Here is an 18808-nt window from a genome sequence, read left to right on the forward strand (position 1 = left end):
CTTTTCGATTTGGTAAAAAATGTGTAAAGATACGATTTACAACCAGGATTCACCTCCTTTTTTTATGAATGACTACCAAAATCATGTTATTTTGATACGATATGATACAGTTTTAGACGGTTTATAAAGAGCTGTTCACACCTCCTATTCCCCCCTATCCTTCTAAACCTATTAAGACAAGCATATCCTAAAATAATACAAGTTCCGAGGGGGAATATATGCTGTGAAACGTTCAGAAACAATAGTGAGCAGACGGCTAAGACAAATTTCAGTTGTTGGTTTATTGCTCATGCTAATCCTGACTGCAAGATTTGGATATATGAAATTTCTTTATGGAAACGGTTTTCTTTTAGAAAAGAAGAGATCCGTGGAAGTAATGAATACCAACGTTATCGAGAATTTAGAAAATAGCTTCGATTTGAAATTACGGGGTTTTCATGAAACGAAAATTGATGAATTGATTGATTTAAGCAAAGATGATCCGAGTGTACTATCACTAATTGGTTTAATAGACAGTGCATGTTCTAACAAATGTGAAGGAGAGTCATCAGCTTTTATTAAAATAGATACCGGATATATTTTCTACAAAGAATCAGGAGGAAAGAATGTTGCCCTACATATAAAGAAAGGCTCTGACGGATGGGAAGTTGTAAACCAGATGGAAAGGTAGTAACTCATTAAAATATGATGGTATTAATATTATCAATAGTATTACTTAATAAAACCGCCTTAAATTGGTTAAGGTGATTTATTTCTTGTGAAAAAATCAACACTAAGTGGTAAACAGCGTCGAAAAAAAGCAACCCCTGACGAGCTGCTCCATTCCATTCTTGGATTCTGATGTCTACGTTTGCTCGCATTCTTTTCCTATTGCGCCTGAACCAATCGGTCTTCTTCGATATATTGCACGCCTGGCATATGTGAGATTTCTTCAGCTGTTGACGGTGTTGCGATGATATGCCAGAGCCAAGGACCTGCTTGGTTGACCTCTGCACCCGTTTCCTCCATGCGCGTTTTCAATGCAGTCTGATCAGCTTTCGAAGCAATCCGTACGAAATACCTTTTCGTTGAAACCTTTTGCGTCTCTGCTGATTTACACAGCGCTTGAATACACTGAGTTTGTTCTCCATTTCCCGTTGTCCTCTTTACATCTGGTTGTGTTTCGTTCTGGCATCCTGCTGCTAACAGGATACAAAATATCAGTATGCGCTTCATACTTATCCCTCCTTACCGCATTATATGCCCGCAAGATAGGAGAGCAAGTCGTTTTTGATAAAGGCTATGTTAAAGGTTATCGTTCTATGAACCACAAAGAAAAAAGCTAGACAATGAACCTCCCCCACTTACCGTTACACACCATTCACACACTTGAAGTGGGGGTATTCTCGCCTAATTTATGATAAAATATCCCTAGCTTTTTTGTATTACAATTTTACTCCCTTATTATATATTCATTTTTGTGCTCGCTTCACAACAAACATTACGACACGAAATAAAGCCAAGGATATATTGCCTTATCTTTATTTCTTCAGTCCTATGTCTCTTTATTATTGACTATTTTCGTAATTGCTGATTTTTAACCATAAGCACAATCGTTTAGAAAACAGCCTTTCTATACAGTAATTTTATAGGCTGCCAAATAAGAAAACTGTTCCACAAAAGTGGAACAGTTTTCTTATTGCTTATTCATTTGTTTTCCGCTCTTCTTCTGACTTTGGCTTTGCGTATTGCCCATTGTATACTCTGAACCAAATTCGACATCATTATTAGCTGTTTGTTTACCGTATTGCTGACTGCTTTGATCTTTATTCACTTTTCCTTGTCTGCTTTGATTTGCCATCTTGATTCCCTCCTTACTTTAAAAACGTTTAGTAGGAATTATGCATTCCTATACTAATATTTGCGTATATACAATTTTTATCCGGAGTTGTTTAAGTTCTACGCTTCAAGAGATTAACGTAAGGAAAGAAGAAAGCGCCACAAATCTCACTCCTTCTTCATTTGAATGGCGCGCCCTTTCCATGATACGTTCCGGCGCAGAAAGGTCTTCACAAAGAAGAGGAAAAAGACGCTGAGAAATATAAATACATGGACGGGATACAACAGTGCCGAACCGATTCCAAAATTGCCGATGCGCTGCAGCACCCAATAGATTTGCACAACAAATAATAAATAAAAGAACAGCACGGCGGCAGACGGCTGCAGAAGATGCACACAAGATGTGATAATACCGTTGATCCAAAGCGCGATGAACAAGAGCATCCAGCGATTCGTGATACTTGCGCCTTTTGCGAAGTTTTTGCTCCAGCCTTCCACAAAGCTTTGCATGCCGTCTGGATACATCCGCATGGAAACAGCTCCCTTACCGCTTATGCATGCGACGGAGCCTCCCGCCTGCAGCACATATTGCCCAATTGCCATATTTTCAAGAAGGGCTCCTCTTTGCACTGCATGACCGCCGAACTTGAAGTAGTCCCTTTTCTTGCACAGCATGCATTGTCCGAATGCACCCGACGGTTCTTTATATTCTTGCAAAAAATGAAATGCACTTAACGAGCTGCACACCAGCATATGAAAAAAGGAAGACAAATACTCATACGGCCGAATCATTTCATGGTACGGATGGACGGACAAAATCGTTGTTTTACGTTCATAGTATATTGCCATAAGATGCTGTACACCGTCCCGTTCCAATACGGTATCTGCGTCCAAAAACAGCAAAAGCTCCCCTGTTGCAGCCTTCGCCCCGTTCCAGCAGCCCCATGATTTGCCCAGCCACCCGTCGGGAAGCGAGGGCAGCGAAATAACCTTTACATCAAAGCTTTTTGCGATGTCTACCGTACGGTCTGTGGAGTGATCATCCATGACCAACACTTCAATATGTGGATAGATTTGTTCCTGCAGCGATTCTAATAACCGCCCGATATTGCGCTCTTCATTTCGCGCGGGAATAATGACCGTTATTTTTTTCAGTTCCACAAGGCTTCTTCCTCTTATACAGTCCGGAATATAAGAAAACAAGGCAATGCCGATGAGGATTGATAATGTCATCCATATAATCATCCAAATCCTCCCCTTTCGTTATAGAAGTATAATTGTACATATTTCCGGCAAAACAGTTGGTATACATTTCCTTTTCAGTGTAGTCTGATTTTTACGTATTTATAAGGAGGATTTTTAAATGACGAAGAAAGTTATGATTTGTGCATATCGGTATATCTTATAAAATAGATTCTAGACAAGCACGATAAAAAATCCTCTGGTTTCAATGAAACCAGAGGATTTTTTACTAATTCCCAATAAATTGCTGCGTCCAGATGTTTTTATCTGCTATGTAGCCCACTCCGATATGAGTGAAAGAGTTGTTTAAAATGTTTGCACGGTGACCCGGGCTATTCATCCATGCATTTACTACTTCTTCAGGCGTACGTTGTCCCATCGCGATATTTTCACCGGCAGAGCGGTAAGTGATACCGTTAGAGCGCATCATATCGAACGGAGATCCATATGTCGGGCTCGTATGGCTGAAGTAGTTGTTTTTCAACATGTCTTCAGACTTCATGCGAGCTACTTTGCTTAAGTTCATGTCGATTTGCAGTGTAGGTAATCCTGCTTTTGTACGTTCTGCATTCGTTAGCTCGACAACTTTCAGCTCATAAGCGCTAAGCTGGCCTGTTGTCGTTGCCGCAGGCGGATTTGTCGGCTGCGTTGGTGTTGTCGGCGATGTTGTTGTCGGTGTGCTTCCTGCTGGAGCTATGTAGCCGCCATATACATAGGCCGACTTGCCTTTGTAAGAAATCTCCAACCAGCCATTAGAGAATTTTTTCGCGATTGTTACAGTTGTACCTTTTGAAAGCGTACCGATTACAGCTCCGCTTGAAGACGGCATATTGCGCACGTTTAATGCTGATGCTGTTACAACTCCTTTTGAAGCTGCTGTTTGAGCTGATGGCTGCAAATACTGTGCGTTTACATAAGCTGTTTTGCCATTATAAGATACTTGCGCCCATCCGTTTGTTACTTGCGTTATTGTAATTGTTGCATTTTGCGGCAATTTTCCTAAGATAGAACCATTTACAGACGGCATGCTGCGCACGTTTAATGAAGTTGCTGTTACTTTTGCAGTCTGCCCGGCTTGTACGACTGGTGTTTGGGCATGCGCTTTCATTGCGCCATCTGTTTGTCCAAATGTTAATAAAGCAGCTGTGGCCAAAGATACGACTAAAGTTTTTTTCACGGTACCTTCCTCCTATCGCATATGTTTTACTAGGTTTCTAAAGTAATTGTATCATAGCTGTCGTATATGAACAGAAGGTTTTATAGATTGTTACTTTCTTTTTACACACTTGTAATAATTTATCGAATTTTGTCCGTTTTTGTGAAAATCAAAAAAGCCGGATATTCCGGCTTTTAGTTCCACTTATACGTATAGAATTTTTCAAACTGCAGCCATTGCAGCGTTTGGGCATCTTTGTTCTGCACCTTTACCTTCGTCTCTTCCATCATCGCTTCTGTTTGAGAGCGATGAGCAGCAAGAGCGGCAAGCTTCGTTTCAAACACGTCGCCAATATCAATGACTACATCCGGTTCGCCAAGCACTTCTGTTCGATTTTTCGTAATAGCAACCGCATAAATCACCGGACGTTCTTCTTCAGGCATACGTGATACGGCGCGTACCGCTGCACGTCCAAAAGCATTATGATCCGGATGCACGCCATGCTCAGGATAGAAAGTAATAACAAGAGAAGGGTTCACATCACGGATTACCTCTTCAATACGATCTGCCACAAAATCAACATCTTCAAACTCAAGCATTTTATCATGGAATCCAAGAAGCCGAAGATCCTGAATTCCCATCACGCGGCAAGCATCTTGCAGTTCTTTCTTGCGAATCTCGGGCATCGTTTCTCGGTTAGCAAACACTTGCTTGCCCATGTTGCGTCCCATTTGTCCGAGTGTTCCGCATGCGTATGTCACCGGAATACCGGCTTGTGTATAAAGTGAAATTGTACCTCCTGCCGCAAACGACTCATCGTCAGGATGAGGAAATACAACGAGTACATGACGTTCCATTCTGTTTTCCTCCTTAGAACGGTGTTTTACTTAATTGAAACGCAACCGCCAGCTGACCCTTATCATTGTGACCAGCAAGAAGCAAGCGTCCCTTTTCATCTTTTTCAAAGTGGGTGACTCCTTCTGCATATACCCAGCCGCCGTTCATTTTCAAACCGATTCGATACGGATCAGTTCCTGCAATCGTACCTCGTTCAAATTGAATGCGCGCATTGCGGATAAAAGCGCCCACTGTCATCATCTTCTCGTTGAAATGAGAAGCGTATGCCCCGTTCGTCGTTTCTAAATGAAGATATACGTCTTCGTTTACGAAGGCTTCCAGTTCTTTTTGCACAACAGCTTTGTCGTGAATACGCTCCACGTTGACCCCCTCCTTTATCTTTATAGACGGTGTACCAAAAACCTGTAACCGTCACTATACTTTCTTCTATTGTAATAGCTTTACATACTTTTTTCTTTTACGCAATTTTTATGCACTTTTATTATGGTACATGAAATTATTAATTCTTTTTACTCTTTAGTTGATCTTCGAATACTTTTCATTTCTTTCTTCTTTTCATTTTGCTACAATATAGAACACCGAGGGGTAATTCGACAAAATACTACATGCCACTCCTAGAACAAAGGAAGGTGAATACGTTGGAGCATGCTGCGCATGAAGTCACAAATTGGCAGTATTACACTGCCATTGGCATATTTTTAATTACATACAGCTTTATCATTTCTGAGAAAATCAATCGTGCTGTTATCGCTCTCCTTGGCGGAGCTGTTATGGTCATACTCGGCATCGTGGACACGCATACTGCTTTTACGACTCATATTCAATGGGAAACCATTATACTCTTGATTGGGATGATGATTCTTGTAAATATAACAAGTAAATCCGGTGTATTTGAATACGTGGCGATTAAAGCTGCGAAAGCCGCGAAAGGAAAACCAATCCGAATCTTGGTGCTGCTCTCCCTCTTGACCGCAGTCGGGTCTGCTTTTCTTGATAACGTAACAACAGTATTGCTGGTCGTACCAGTAACGTTTTCTGTTACGCGCACCCTTCGCGTAAATCCGGTTCCATACTTAATCTCTGAAGTGCTCTTTTCCAACATCGGCGGAACGGCAACACTCATCGGAGATCCGCCGAATATTATGATTGGATCGGCGAACAAGCATTTGGATTTTAACTCATTCTTATTGAACTTGGCACCAGTGGTGATTATTATCGCGATTGTAACGATTGGCATTTTATATTTCATCTATCGAAAAAAGCTTGTTACAACACCTGAACTGGTAGACAAGCTTATGTCACTGAATGAAAAAGAATACATACGCGACCATTTACTGCTAATCAAAGCTCTGACTGTACTCGGCGCTACAATTATCGGCTTTATCCTGCACTCCGTGATTCATGTGGATGCCGCAGTGATTGCCATTACAGGCGCAACGCTTCTGATGCTTATTGCAGTAAAGCAACATGAGCTGGAAGAAGTATTCGCTCATATTGAATGGGTAACGATTTTCTTCTTCGCAGGTCTTTTCATACTCGTCGGAGCTCTTGTTGATATTGGATTAATCAAGACTCTGGCGCAAAAGGTACTGGACATCACAGGGGGAGATATAGGTTTTGCCTCTATCCTCATCCTTTGGGTATCAGGCGGAGCCTCCGCTACAATCGATAATATTCCATTTGTCGCTACGATGATCCCGCTCATTAAAGACTTGGCGGTCGGACTCGGATTATCGCCGGACGCGCCGCAAGTGGAGGTATTATGGTGGGCGCTTTCCCTCGGCGCCTGTCTTGGCGGCAACGGTACGCTCATCGGTGCATCGGCAAACGTCGTCGTAGCCGGCATTGCCAAGCGTGAAGGCTACGGCTTCAGCTACATGGAGTTCTTAAAAATCGGACTTCCGCTTACAATTGTCGCTTTATTAATCTCCCACGCATATATTTACTTACGCTATTTAATGTAAGAAAAGAGATTGCAGCCCGTGCTGCAATCTCTTTTACTCCGTAAAAATTTGTCAGATTAGCAAGTTGAAAAGCGCAGGGTTTTGATTAATTTCCATATATTGAACCCCTTGCTCCTCCATACGGCGCACGAGCGGTTCATAGTCCGCCTGGCACTGCAGTTCAATTCCCACTAACGCAGGCCCATTATCCTTATTGTTTTTCTTCGTATACTCAAACCTCGTAATATCATCCGTCGGCCCGAGAACATTATCCAAAAACTCACGCAATGCACGCGGGCGCTGCGGAAAGTTGATAATAAAATAATACTTTAATCCCTCATGCATCAACGAGCGCTCTTTGATCTCCTGCATCCGATCAATATCGTTATTGCCGCCGCTGATTACACACACGACTGTTTTGCCGCGGATTTGCTCTCGGTAAAACTCGAGCGCCGCAATCGACAAGGCACCGGCTGGCTCCGCCACAATCGCATTTTTATCATACAGCTCCAAAATCGTCGTGCACACTTTTCCTTCCGGCACAACAACAATATCATCGATTAAATATTTACAAATATCATATGTCATATTTCCGACCCGCTTCACAGCCGCCCCGTCAACGAACGAGCTGATATGTGGTAACGTTACCACCTGTTCTTGTCCGATGGCTTCCTTCATGGAGGCAGCTCCCGCCGGTTCCACCCCAATCATCTTTGTGCCAGGACTGATTCCCTTTACATATGTACCTACCCCTGCAACCAAACCGCCGCCGCCGATTCCTGCAAACACATAGTCAACAGGCCGATCGATATCATGGAAGATTTCCACGCCGATGGTTCCCTGCCCTGCGATAACATACTGATTATCGAACGGATGAATAAACGTCAATCCATGCTCTTCGCAGTATGCGACTGCTTCGCTATACGAGCTGTCAAACGTGTCTCCCTTTAAAATGACCTCCACCACATCTCCGCCAAAGAAACGAACTTGTGAGACCTTTTGGCTCGGCGTCGTGTTCGGCATAAAGATTTTGGCTGAAATGTTAAGCTTTCGGCATGTATATGCTACGCCCTGCGCATGATTGCCCGCGCTCGCACACACAACGCCCTTTTGCATTTGATCTGAAGTTAAATGACTGATGCAATTGTAAGCCCCGCGAATCTTAAACGAGCGTACCACCTGTAAATCCTCGCGTTTTAAATACACATTACAGTCGTACTTCTCAGACAAAATCGAATCTCTCTGCAGCGGCGTATGATGCACCACATCCTTCAGCATATGATGCGCAACAAGAATATCCTCGATTTTGACCGCTTCTTTTACATCTCTCATCGTCCCTACCCGCCTCGTCTATGAATTTATGTTGAATATTATATATTATTCAGAAAATAAATGATATTCATTTTTTCATAAAATAAAAAAACAGCACAGAATATGCTGTTTATAAGTTAGAAATCACTTTATCTATGTCGGCTGCGGACATGCATAGTTTTGACAAACATGAGTAAATTATAATTTCGACATGTCCATGTGCGATGTGCAAGCAAAAGGGAGTATGGTATGCTTCTTCTCTTTGGTTTACCCTTGCATGAACCACTACAAAGGTTTGACCGCTTCTGCACGTCGCCAGATGACCTCTCCCCACTATAAAAAGACGGTTTTTTTATTCACTTGATAAATACTGATAATATCTCCTTTAAATAGCCAGTGCACTCCGGTAGAATACCGAAATACACTGGCTGGCTTTTTTATAGCTGTCTATTTGACAGGGGGAAGAGTAAAGTTGAATTATATGTAAAACCTGAAAATCATTCTCTCATATTCACAAATGTAATCTCATGAAACTTGAGCGCTTTGTCATCTTCCCTTTCGGTCCTACTTTAAGATACCACTCCCAATAATCTCCACTTTAATTTTAGAGTTGAAGTGCACTTTGGGATAATCTTGCGACCATTTCTTTTTCTTCCACACCTCGGGATGGAAGGCGATTAGCTGCCGACCAACGCCGAAGGCATCACAGCGAGCTTTTTGCATTTTCCGAGTCACTTCCTGCGACTCTTGGGTCAGCATCTTAGAAAGCGTTTTGCTGAGCCGCTTCACTTCTTTTTCGCTGCTTAGTTGATTCTGGGGGTATTCCATCGCCGCCGCCAATAATTTTACATCGATATTTACGTCGATTCTCCCGTCAGGACGGACCGTCACTTTGAATTTGCGTTTCACCTGATTTTTCTTAACTTCAATAACAATATAGTTGGCTGAATTGTTGGGACTGCCGCGGTTTACCTTTCGTGAAAATCGTGCCGCCTTTCCATTCTGACCGGACAGCAACGTGAACAATATAGATTGGTCGACATTTAGTGTCCCGGTAAAACGACGATTGTGGAACATCGCCGTCCCCTCTACGACGGCTTCTTTTCCTTTTTCCTTGAGAAGAGGCAGGATAAAATCTTTCCCCGGATCCAGCAAGTTCGAGAAAATCGACTGGATTGTTGCTGGCGGTGGAACAATACTGGACTCCTGTGCACTTTCTATCAGAAGGGACAGGTATTCACCAATCAAGAGATTCCCTACTTTTTTTTTTTGAGAAGGTCTCCCCCCTTCCCATCCACCACAGTTAATTTGGAGTAGATCGGATTCTTCGGATCCCGGTAAATCACATCCAATAAAGGATAGATGTCGGTTTTCGCTATAGATTTCCCTAACAGATACACCTGTTCCTCGTAATGTCGGAGATGACCTGCAATTTTGTTTCTCGAGGCATTTGTCGTGTCCCTTGGTGAATTCCCGGTCGCGGAATATATTTCGTTATTAACTTTTTGTTGCTCCCCTGGCAGCACTTCCCGGATTACCACAGTTTGTATCATCTTTCCATTGGGAGCTCGATCCATAGCTGTGGCGTAGATCAGTCGAGCCTCTTTCAGAGGATCCTGATCCCAGCACCCCGTAAGAAACAGAAGAAGGGATGCGATTGTCAAGCTAGTGATCTTTCTTTTCACGACAGTTCACGCTCCTTCTTTTTCAGTATGTACGAGAGCAACAACAACAATAAAGGTCCCCCTCCCACGAAACCGTATGCGGCCTTATCCACCACTTTGCCTAACAATTCAACATCACTGGGGGTTTGAGGGATAAGGGCGACAGCAAAACATATCAGAGCGGCGTAAGGAACCGCTTTTTTATGATTATCGCTGCGGAAAAGATACTGAATCCCTTTAGCAGCAGCATAATAGTATATGCTAACAGAGGTAGTGATGATAGGCAGCCAAATCGACAAGAAGATTAAATCAGGACGATTCACTATGTGAAATCGATAAGATTTGATTAAATACAAGACAGGTTCAGGAATCATCTCAAATTGCTCTGGGTTAAATGTGATTAAGCAGGTAAATACCGTGAAGGTGTAAAAAAGGGTAACAAACCCATTAGCAAAAAAAAGCGCCTTCAATTTACCACCGCTTTGTCCCTCAACAAAAGGGTAAATAATCAACAGTATTTCAAAGCCATAAAACGCCGTCACTGTTTCTTTGGCCCCTTTTAAAATATTCCACCAGCCAGCTTCTTGGAGAGGATGAATGAACGTAAAATCCACATTTGTATACCCATAAGCTACCAGCAAGATCAGCAATGGAATGAGAAAGCAGACTAAAACGAAATACCGGGCAATTGTTCTTAAACTCTCCCGGGACAAGTAAAAACCAATTATCACCTCTAAAGCGAGAACAGCCCACTTGGGAGTTTGCGGCAGCATCCACTGACTAATAATGTTGCTGAATGTTAGCATGGCTGTTCCTCCGAGGACCAAAAAATAGACGATATAAGCCAAGGCGATTACTTTTCCTAGAAAACGGCCCATAAGTTGAGAACTGATTTCATACACTGTTGACGAAGGGAAACGCTTCATTAAAGCCCAAATCACAACTAGAATGATTTGAACAGCTGCTCCTGCAATCAATACGGAAATCCATCCCCCTCCTTTGGCTATGGGATGAAGCCGAAAGGGAAGGGGCAAGATGGAAATTCCTATTTGACTTTGGATTATGAACAAAGCGAACTGCCCTTGGGTAATTTTATTCTTTTGGCTGATCACTGTTCTTCCAACTCCTCGAAACAGTTTCTTGTGTCATTCGCTGTGGATGCGGATCATGAGGGCGTTGGTTCATCCTCCAAATCGGGAAGCGGATGAAGGTATCCTTCATATCCTTAAATCGCAGCGGCGCCAAAGGAGCCAGATAAGGTGTACCGAAAGATTCCAATTTGGTCAGGTGTATGGAAATAATCATCAACCCGAAGGATATTCCGAGATAACCAAAAATAGAGGCAGCCAACATCAAGGGAAACCGGAGTATACGAACCGCTGTACTCATCTCGTTAGATGGAACGAGAAAAGAGGCAATCGCTGTTAGGGCTACCACAATGGTCATTGGATAGGAAACCAATCCCGCCCGTACGATCGCATCACCGATCACCAAACCACCGACAATACCAATGGTCTGGCCTACTCGGCTGGGAAGTCGAATCCCTGCTTCCCGGAGCAGTTCGAAGATGACTTCCATCAGTGCCGCTTCGATTATCGGAGGAAAGGGAACCTGTGACAAGGTGCCTTTAATGGTGAAAATCAGTTCTACCGGCAGAATCTCCGGATGGAAGGATACAGTGGCGATATAAAAAGCCGGCAATTGAAAAGCAATCAAAAAGCTTAATAACCGAATCAGCCGGACAAAGGAACCTACGATCCAGCGGCTATGATAGTCATCCGGTGTTTGATAGAATGCGAAAAGGGTTACTGGAAAGATCAAGGCTGTCGGATCCCCATCAGCCAAGATTGCCACCCGGCCTTCTGCTAGATTAGACACAGTCCGGTCCGGCCGTTCCGTATTCAAATGCTGAGGGAAAGGAGAATAGGGATTGTCCTCCGTAAACTCCTGGATAAAACCGGGAGACATAATAGTATCGATAGAGATGTCTTGAAGCCGTTTCTCCACTTCCTGCACAAGGTTCGGATTGGCTATATCTTGGATATAAACCATGGCAACTTTGGTCTGCGTTATTTTTCCGATATTGAAGTATCGAACTCTCAAGTTGGGGCTTTCGATGAGCTTTCGAATGGAGTACATGTTGTGAGTTAAATCCTCTATAAACCCATTGTGCGGTCCGCGGATCACTCCTTCGTTGTCAGGTTCAGATAAATTCCGTACAAAGGAGACCATTGTTCCGAAGACGAAGAAATCCTTTTGGCCATCCAAGAGATAGAGGCTTTTTCCCGCGATCAGCGCGGCGATGCCCTGTTCTAAGTCGGTCTCTTTTTTCGAATCCACGGAAAGAAATAACTGATCCAGTTCTTCCCCCTGGTTTCGGGATAACGGTTCGATGATATTCTTTTCAATCACCTTTTTATCTGTCAGCGACTCGATATATATAAGTGTTCCTTTCTCCCCACAAAAGGAGAGAGGCCGCTTTTGGACATCATCTGAAGGAAACAGAGCCTGTTCTATGTAAGAAACATTCTCCTCTAGGGAGGCGGAAACTGGCCGAGCTCTACGAATCTCCTGTTTGGAATGGCTGTCTCCTCCTTTTTTGTGTTGAGATAATCTTTGAAACACGCTTTCTCCGCCCTTTTCTTTTTATTTGCATAATTAGTATCATCAAAGGAAAGGGAAATCATGCACATCATTTAATGAGGTACCGTTACATGTCTATCAAGCTGACGAAAGTTAATAATCAAACATGTATCTGAACAGCCTTTCATTTGAGTTCTTCTGTATACCTTTGAAATTCTTGAACTTTCAAATATTGCAAGTGATTGTACAATAAAACGCAGTTCTTCCTTTTATTTTGAATTTGCATTTGAAGTTTATCATCCTCCTCCCCATTAAATTCATCCACACATTATTATATTTTCGATTCAATAACAGCAGCTGCCCCTGCCACGGCACAAACAAGGAAAAATGGAAAAGTAAAAGGAAAACAGAAGTAAACAATTACGACTCCTAGGGAACACCAAAATCCGACACACCAGTAACAGCTTAAGAGCGAACCGATAAAATAACGTAAACCTTTTCCTTTAATTTCGATAACCTGCTCCATTTGGCCAGATAAGCCCTCTTTAACAGTCACTGACAAAAAAGGTTTACGAATAAAAGCAGTAATTTCATCAAATACAATCAAACGGGTCAAACGGAAGGAAGCTAAAATAATGATCACAAAATCTATCCATTCAACATGAAACATACGTACTCACACCTTTCACTCCAATTGATTTAACATATTGTATGATATTCCCATATAGCTGGAACTTACTTAAACTTGTAAAATTTTTGAACATATAATTAAGAGCTAACTCAACACAAACTGCTGTTTTCAGATTTTTTATATTAAAAGTGTCTCAATTCCTTTTTTCGGATACTAAAAGTTATTACACTTTTCATTATTTCTATCATTATGTTTAAGCCCATTTTTAAAATAAGACGTACCACTCAGCAACAGTACCCATACAATATAAGGAAATTAAATTAGGGAAATATTGAAAGGAAAGGTGTCTCATGAAAAAAAATATTAAGCCCATTCGGGGTAAACAGACTCCCAACCTAATTGGGCCGGAATGTATTGAAGTTACAAAAGTTTATGACTGGGTTGTCCTGACAAGTCGGGATCGTAATAAAGTTGTGATTCCAGATCTCTGTCTTACAGACATACTTAGTGCCATTCATTTAGGTACTAATGTATCTGCGACATGTTCAGTAACTGGAACACTCTGTGACGTGTTGGGCACAACGTCTGCAGAGATTCCAGGGGTACCCAATGCTACAATCGTAACTCTTGGTATCACAGCAACCGTAACGGTAACTTTTAGCGGTCCTTTAGGAACAACAATTTGTGCTTTCCCTGTACCTATTACCTTTATTGAGGAAGTAATACTTTGTGTACCGTTAGCTCCAGGAGAGGATCCACTTGATTTCATCCACTGTAATGTTCTCGGTTTAAGCAACTGTAGTGTAGTCTTCAATCAATTCTTGGGGGATTTTGTTTTACTTGATGTTGTGATATGTAATGAGGTTAGAGTAACAAGAGATGTTGTACTAGAAGTGGAGGCAAAATTCTGCGGTCCTCGTCAAGCGATCCCAATTGAGGATGTAGTCCCTGAATGCCCGCCATTCCCTACTTTCCCAGAACAATGTCCAACATTCTTCCCAGCTGATAACTGCTTATGTCAGGGAAGCATAACTAGTGTACCAGGTACACAAACTATTTTAGTAACTGATGGCGCAGGTTTAGCTCCTGCAACAGGAAACTTTATTACTTTCGCGGCCACAATTTGCGATCAATGCACTCTTGCAGAAAGTCGGTTAGCAGTGAATTTCCGAGAAACTCCAGGTGGTGCACCTGCAGTTGATCAAAGCTTTACCTTTGTAGCCACTCAATTTAACCAGCCAACCTGTGGAACTACACCTGAGACACTTACGGTAACTGGCGTTGGTACATTCAAATTGGCTGGCCAGGCAGAAGAAAATGCCTCCTTTACGCTAATCTTAAACACTACAGCAGACACAGTAACTTTAATCATTAGAGAAATTAGTGGTGTCGATACGTTTGTTATAATAAGCGATGTCTTAGTACCTAGCGACGTGATCAACGTCACAGCATGCGAACGTTTCTAGTGAAAAAATTTAACTACTATATGTATTAAAATAACCGGGAGAAAAACTTTTCCCGGTTTTTTATATTTAACATAAATGCCTAATCGTGCATAGAAAGTTGGAGAAGCTGTTCCTTAATATGCTAGAATGATATTTTGATTCGATAACACCTCCGCTCCCATCGCCGCCGAAACCATAATCAAGGGAAAGGATAAGGGAAGATTGAAATAAAGTGATAAGATATCCAGTGCAGGTGTTAGACAAAAAAGGTGGTCGAATAAGTGCAAGTGATTTCATAAATACCATAATACAGGTAAAACAGCGAGGCTACTAAAGTAATCCAATTTAACCAAAAATCATTTTATATCATTTTTCTATAATATAAGATTTTAACCAATCTATAATAATGAAATGGATACTCGGTTATTAGCAGCAAATTCTAGTCCTTGCTCCTTAAAGAACACAAATGCCTCGACCAGAATGCTTTCCTGTTCCTCAAGATTGAATATGTTTATTTGCAGGTTAGATAATGATTCTATTTGCTGAGGATAAATATTCATCTGCTGAATAGGACATATCCAGGTTTCTCCCTTCATAGTCTGTTCAAACCAATCTTCATTCATGTATTTCCATCCTTTTGGTCCTTCATTACTCATAACCCCAAAGGTTTCGGCTACATTCGGCGGTAATATCTGCCCGGTTATCTTTATGCTCTCCTCAGATGTGGAGCGTAAGCAGATAACGGGATTTCGTAATACTTCGGTCCCAATATTTTTTATATGCAGATTCCCCAAAACCTTAATTTTCTTGTTGTCACTTTTATCTATAAGAAGACGGTAATCAAAAAATACCTCTGCTTCCCTAATTATCTTACTTGGCTTTTCAATCGTAAGCTTTTGATCATCTAAAACGTCTTTTTTTACTTTTTTTAAACTATCATTCATTTGTTTTTTACTGGAAGAAGCTCCGAATAAAATCGGGAAATTCTCGAAAGAAACATTGGACAGAAAAGATAACGGGGAATTTCCTTGTAAACGAGCTAGTATTCCCATTGCGACGATGATGGCACAGTTTTCACCAAACCTGTTCCAAAATAGTTCATCATTGATTTCCGGATACTTCAACTGTACCCTCACATAAGGAACAAGTTGGTTAACTTCCTGATTGGAGTTGAATTTTGTTCCAAGTTTCCAGCATTCATTCCGAAAAAGGTTCAGCCAATTTTGATTCATTGAGGTTGAATCATGAGTCAATTCTAAAATAGGTTCCTTTATAGAGGGAAATTCCAGAAGGGAAAGTTTAACATGCAAATCAGCCTTTACCGAAACAGCCTGATCGTTTTTCATGATTACTTTTGCTCCGCATCCTGACAGGAATTTTTGGATATGTTCGAGAATTTTCCATTCTAGTTTACCTTTTCTATATAAATCGAACATCTTATTTTCATCCTGAGAAATAAAGATTTGTTTACCCGATAATCCCGAATTTATATCAATCTTTTGATGTTCTGAATCAAATCGAACTTGATATCCGAACTCATGAAGAAGGAAATAAAAAGCTGCCAGTGATTCATAAGGGATCTTCCCCTTCTCCTGACCTTGAACGTTAACGATTACATCCATTTCTTATCCCTCCCTTACCTTTTATCTTCTTCGTCAAATGGTCTAAAAAAATGAATTTCATTTGTCTGTGGAATAGTAACCCATTTCTTCATAGTAAAGTTACCACTCAATATCTATGCTCATATAAATATTATATGTCAATAAAAAAGGAGAGATGATTAAGAATGAGTTTTGAAAATTTTCGGCAGCTCGTACTAAAAAAAATGAGCGAATCTAAGCAAAGCAGCAAACTTGAAATAAAAAAACAGCCTTATCAGTCCACTATCCATCCCCTTAAACAAGAAAATTCGAGCCCCAAAGGAAGCTGCTGCGGGAAAAGAGCCAAATCTTAGTTTTTCCTTAAAGGCTTTTTCTTTAACAAATAAGGTTTGGAAAGAGATGATCAATCACTGCGAAAAGGAATTACCTTATGAAGCGTGTGGATTATTAACAGGAAAAAACGGAATAGCAAAGACCATATGGCGAATGAAAAATATAGATCAGAGTCCTGTTTCTTTTTCAATGGATCTTGAGCAAATCCGCCGAGTTTTTGAAATAATCGCCAAAACAGATGAATCACTATTGGGCATTTATCATTCTCATCCGACAGACAAAGCATATCCATCTGCAGAAGATATTGCCTACAGTAATTATCCCAATGTCGGGCATCTGATTATATCGTTTTCCAGTAAGACACCAGTAGTGAAATGCTTTCAAATCAATGGAAAAAAAGTGATCCAATTAAATATCGAACTTGTGGATTAAGATATGAATAACCCCTCCCTCCCGATTAAACAGTATGGGATTCTAACCAACTGTCTACTCAGGAGGGATAATCTGGTCTACAGGAGAAGGGCTTCTTGGACACGCTCTAACACATTCGTTTGACTGATTTTTGCCGTCAGGGAGTTTTGAATTTGATTCACTTAAAAATTAAATGCATTATACGAAAAAACTCGCATCTCTCTACCCGCTTAAAAAGACAAGTTGGAGTTGCGAGTTTTATATTTTTATTCTGGATTATCATCGCTCTTGTATTCATCCAAGTCCATATACTGATGTTTCCATTCTTGAACCCGCTGAGAATGATTGAAATTTTCGCCGTCAAGCAGAATATCGAGTGCATGCCCAAAGTCGATCGCTACTTTACCCGTTGTTTTTGCAATTCTAGGTACTAAAATGGTAGCAGGAATTCCTGCAGAAATAAGGACAATTTCCCAATCAGCAGGCTGAACGAGATAGTTTTGAGCTTTGTCTAAATCTTTATACCCTTCCAAGTTTATCGTATCAACAACTTGTACCCCATGTCTTTGGAACAATGTCTTGGCATGCTCAGAGCGTCGTCCTACAAGGACTATTTTCTTATTCCTTATCCATTCCCAAAACATCCTCTCACGTACAAAATCGTGCATAACCCAGGCACAACAAACTTTAGCAGGCATGAACTGAAGATCCTGTAGAACTTGCTTGGTAGCTTTTCCCCAGAAGTCCAACCTGGAGGTTGGAATCAAACCGGCTATATCTGTGTTCTTCAATGCTTGAATCAGCTGCCTTCTAATCTCCTCAGGTGAACAAGTTATTCCGGCATAGGATTTATAACGTTCAAACTGCTGAACTAAAACGGTACTTGCCGTACTTGTTAAATAGGTGATCTCTCCAATTCCAAAGCGGGCTAGCGAGAGACCTTTTTTTTGAAATATCGCCAGATCAATTAACTTTAATACCTGATGGGTTACAAGCATATGATTTTCATAGTTATAATTTAGATATTTCACAATAACCAACTCCATTGCAGATTTGTTCCTGCTTAAAGTTTAATGACTAGATCGGAATAAAATGATATTTTTTCTTTTTTAAGTACGGGCAAGGTCTATGCGATTCACCGAACGACATTTATCAGATGAAACTTTCCAATTTTAAAATTTCATTATTCAATTGTACTATCTCCTGCTTTAATCGATGAATTAAAAAAACACTTTCAGATATATTTTTTCCGCATTCATCTATTTGCTCGACTAACTTTTGAATTTGTTCATAATCAATTCCATTCTCAGTACTTTGCGTTGAAGCTAAATGTGTTGTGCTCCTTTGCAGTTGCTGTTGAAGAGCATTTCTCCGTTTCTCTTCCATATTTAATTCCTCATTTTTCCCTTTTAATTTTTTTTGTAAAGTTTCATAGTTTTTTTGATTTACCTGAAATTCATTTAATTTTTCGGTTAAGATGATGATTAATTCTTTCTGTTCCTTTTCCATAGATACTTGTTTTTCTATTTTTTTTCTATAATTTTCAATTTCACCTGTCAAATCAGCATTTTCTCTTTGTAATTTTTTTTGATAGTTCTCATAATCCGTAATTTTTTCCGTATGCAATTTATTTTGCTTTTCCCTTTCTTCCTCATAGTCCATTAATTTTATTTGAAGTACTGTTATTTGCTTCTCTGCCTCAGCCTTGTTGCTCTCTAACTCCCTATCCAAGCTTTTATTTCTGTCTTGAAGGATTTTCAGTTCGTTTTCATAGTCCGTAATTTTTTCTGTATGCAATTTATTTTGCTTTTC

19 protein-coding genes are annotated in these 18808 nt (G+C 40.9%); 4 read left to right on the forward strand and 15 right to left on the reverse strand.

Annotation, left to right across the window (positions count from 1 at the left end):
* Window positions 1–223 precede the first annotated feature (223 nt).
* Window positions 224–670, forward strand: a complete 447-nt coding sequence (locus H540_RS0128000; protein WP_028403391.1) for a hypothetical protein — start codon at window positions 224–226, stop codon at window positions 668–670.
* Window positions 671–867: 197 nt separating this feature from the next.
* Here the strand turns inward: H540_RS0128000 and H540_RS0128010 are convergent, their stop codons facing one another.
* The 6 genes from H540_RS0128010 to H540_RS0128040 form a co-directional block, all read right to left on the reverse strand.
* On the reverse strand, window positions 868–1215 hold the full coding sequence (locus H540_RS0128010) for a hypothetical protein (RefSeq protein WP_028403393.1): 348 nt from the start codon (window positions 1213–1215) through the stop codon (window positions 868–870).
* Between the two features lie 460 nt (window positions 1216–1675).
* The gene (locus H540_RS34160; RefSeq protein ID WP_169729590.1) at window positions 1676–1840 is read right to left on the reverse strand and encodes a hypothetical protein; all 165 of its coding nucleotides are present in this window, start codon (window positions 1838–1840) and stop codon (window positions 1676–1678) included.
* 146 nt (window positions 1841–1986) lie between these two features.
* A complete protein-coding gene (locus tag H540_RS0128020) occupies window positions 1987–3063 on the reverse strand; it encodes a glycosyltransferase family 2 protein (protein ID WP_081415316.1) in 1077 nt (358 codons plus the stop codon).
* A 226-nt stretch (window positions 3064–3289) separates the two neighbouring features.
* Window positions 3290–4237, reverse strand: a complete 948-nt coding sequence (locus H540_RS32795) for an SH3 domain-containing protein (protein WP_034672134.1) — start codon at window positions 4235–4237, stop codon at window positions 3290–3292.
* 173 nt (window positions 4238–4410) lie between these two features.
* The gene (gene bshB2 / locus H540_RS0128035; RefSeq protein ID WP_028403395.1) at window positions 4411–5073 is read right to left on the reverse strand and encodes a bacillithiol biosynthesis deacetylase BshB2; all 663 of its coding nucleotides are present in this window, start codon (window positions 5071–5073) and stop codon (window positions 4411–4413) included.
* 13 nt (window positions 5074–5086) lie between these two features.
* Window positions 5087–5434: a YojF family protein gene (locus H540_RS0128040; protein ID WP_028403396.1), complete on the reverse strand. Its 348-nt coding sequence runs from the start codon at window positions 5432–5434 to the stop codon at window positions 5087–5089.
* 278 nt (window positions 5435–5712) lie between these two features.
* Here H540_RS0128040 and H540_RS0128045 point away from each other — a divergent pair, with 278 nt between their 5' ends.
* A complete protein-coding gene (locus H540_RS0128045) occupies window positions 5713–7038 on the forward strand; it encodes an ArsB/NhaD family transporter (protein ID WP_028403397.1) in 1326 nt (441 codons plus the stop codon).
* Window positions 7039–7089: 51 nt separating this feature from the next.
* On the opposite strand, the gene ilvA is transcribed toward H540_RS0128045, so the two are convergent.
* The 6 genes from ilvA to H540_RS0128075 form a co-directional block, all read right to left on the reverse strand.
* Window positions 7090–8349: a threonine ammonia-lyase IlvA gene (gene ilvA / locus H540_RS0128050; RefSeq protein WP_028403398.1), complete on the reverse strand. Its 1260-nt coding sequence runs from the start codon at window positions 8347–8349 to the stop codon at window positions 7090–7092.
* A gap of 543 nt (window positions 8350–8892) precedes the next feature.
* The gene (locus tag H540_RS31625; RefSeq protein WP_051317325.1) at window positions 8893–9576 is read right to left on the reverse strand and encodes a Ger(x)C family spore germination C-terminal domain-containing protein; all 684 of its coding nucleotides are present in this window, start codon (window positions 9574–9576) and stop codon (window positions 8893–8895) included.
* Window positions 9577–9584: 8 nt separating this feature from the next.
* Window positions 9585–10013, reverse strand: a complete 429-nt coding sequence (locus tag H540_RS31630; RefSeq protein WP_051317326.1) for a Ger(x)C family spore germination protein — start codon at window positions 10011–10013, stop codon at window positions 9585–9587.
* Entirely contained in the window at window positions 10010–11104 is a 1095-nt protein-coding gene (locus H540_RS0128060) for a GerAB/ArcD/ProY family transporter (protein ID WP_028403399.1), read from the reverse strand. The genes H540_RS31630 and H540_RS0128060 overlap by 4 nt, the downstream gene beginning before the upstream one ends.
* A complete protein-coding gene (locus H540_RS0128065; RefSeq protein ID WP_051317327.1) occupies window positions 11085–12617 on the reverse strand; it encodes a spore germination protein in 1533 nt (510 codons plus the stop codon). The genes H540_RS0128060 and H540_RS0128065 overlap by 20 nt, the downstream gene beginning before the upstream one ends.
* A gap of 289 nt (window positions 12618–12906) precedes the next feature.
* Complete coding sequence (locus H540_RS0128075) at window positions 12907–13245, reverse strand: DUF1360 domain-containing protein (protein WP_028403401.1); 339 nt, start codon at window positions 13243–13245, stop codon at window positions 12907–12909.
* A 311-nt stretch (window positions 13246–13556) separates the two neighbouring features.
* Here H540_RS0128075 and H540_RS31635 point away from each other — a divergent pair, with 311 nt between their 5' ends.
* The gene (locus tag H540_RS31635) at window positions 13557–14672 is read left to right on the forward strand and encodes a BMQ_0737 family morphogenetic spore coat protein (protein ID WP_051317328.1); all 1116 of its coding nucleotides are present in this window, start codon (window positions 13557–13559) and stop codon (window positions 14670–14672) included.
* Window positions 14673–15049: 377 nt separating this feature from the next.
* Here the strand turns inward: H540_RS31635 and H540_RS0128085 are convergent, their stop codons facing one another.
* Window positions 15050–16087 (reverse strand): hypothetical protein, encoded by a 1038-nt coding sequence (locus tag H540_RS0128085; protein ID WP_211241940.1) that lies wholly within the window; start codon window positions 16085–16087, stop codon window positions 15050–15052.
* Between the two features lie 471 nt (window positions 16088–16558).
* Here H540_RS0128085 and H540_RS31125 point away from each other — a divergent pair, with 471 nt between their 5' ends.
* On the forward strand, window positions 16559–17017 hold the full coding sequence (locus H540_RS31125; RefSeq protein WP_281172553.1) for a M67 family metallopeptidase: 459 nt from the start codon (window positions 16559–16561) through the stop codon (window positions 17015–17017).
* 245 nt (window positions 17018–17262) lie between these two features.
* On the opposite strand, the gene H540_RS0128100 is transcribed toward H540_RS31125, so the two are convergent.
* Window positions 17263–18042 (reverse strand): GT-D fold domain-containing protein, encoded by a 780-nt coding sequence (locus H540_RS0128100; protein WP_028403403.1) that lies wholly within the window; start codon window positions 18040–18042, stop codon window positions 17263–17265.
* Between the two features lie 106 nt (window positions 18043–18148).
* Window positions 18149–18808 (reverse strand): coiled-coil domain-containing protein (locus H540_RS0128105; protein WP_028403404.1); only part of this gene is annotated, 660 nt, incomplete at its 5' end.

The organism is Ectobacillus panaciterrae DSM 19096, from assembly GCF_000430785.1.
In the GTDB taxonomy this organism is placed as follows: domain Bacteria; phylum Bacillota; class Bacilli; order Bacillales; family Bacillaceae_G; genus Ectobacillus; species Ectobacillus panaciterrae.

Coding starts and splice junctions, on each gene's coding strand:
- H540_RS0128010 (WP_028403393.1), bottom strand. CDS start 1,215: ATGAAGCGCATACTGATATTTTGTATCCTGTTAGCAGCAGGATGCCAG.
- H540_RS34160 (WP_169729590.1), bottom strand. CDS start 1,840: ATGGCAAATCAAAGCAGACAAGGAAAAGTGAATAAAGATCAAAGCAGT.
- H540_RS0128020 (WP_081415316.1), bottom strand. CDS start 3,063: ATGATTATATGGATGACATTATCAATCCTCATCGGCATTGCCTTGTTT.
- bshB2 (WP_028403395.1), bottom strand. CDS start 5,073: ATGGAACGTCATGTACTCGTTGTATTTCCTCATCCTGACGATGAGTCG.
- ilvA (WP_028403398.1), bottom strand. CDS start 8,349: ATGAGAGATGTAAAAGAAGCGGTCAAAATCGAGGATATTCTTGTTGCG.
- H540_RS0128075 (WP_028403401.1), bottom strand. CDS start 13,245: ATGTTTCATGTTGAATGGATAGATTTTGTGATCATTATTTTAGCTTCC.
- H540_RS31635 (WP_051317328.1), top strand. CDS start 13,557: ATGAAAAAAAATATTAAGCCCATTCGGGGTAAACAGACTCCCAACCTA.
- H540_RS0128085 (WP_211241940.1), bottom strand. CDS start 16,087: ATGTTCGATTTATATAGAAAAGGTAAACTAGAATGGAAAATTCTCGAA.
- H540_RS0128100 (WP_028403403.1), bottom strand. CDS start 18,042: ATGGAGTTGGTTATTGTGAAATATCTAAATTATAACTATGAAAATCAT.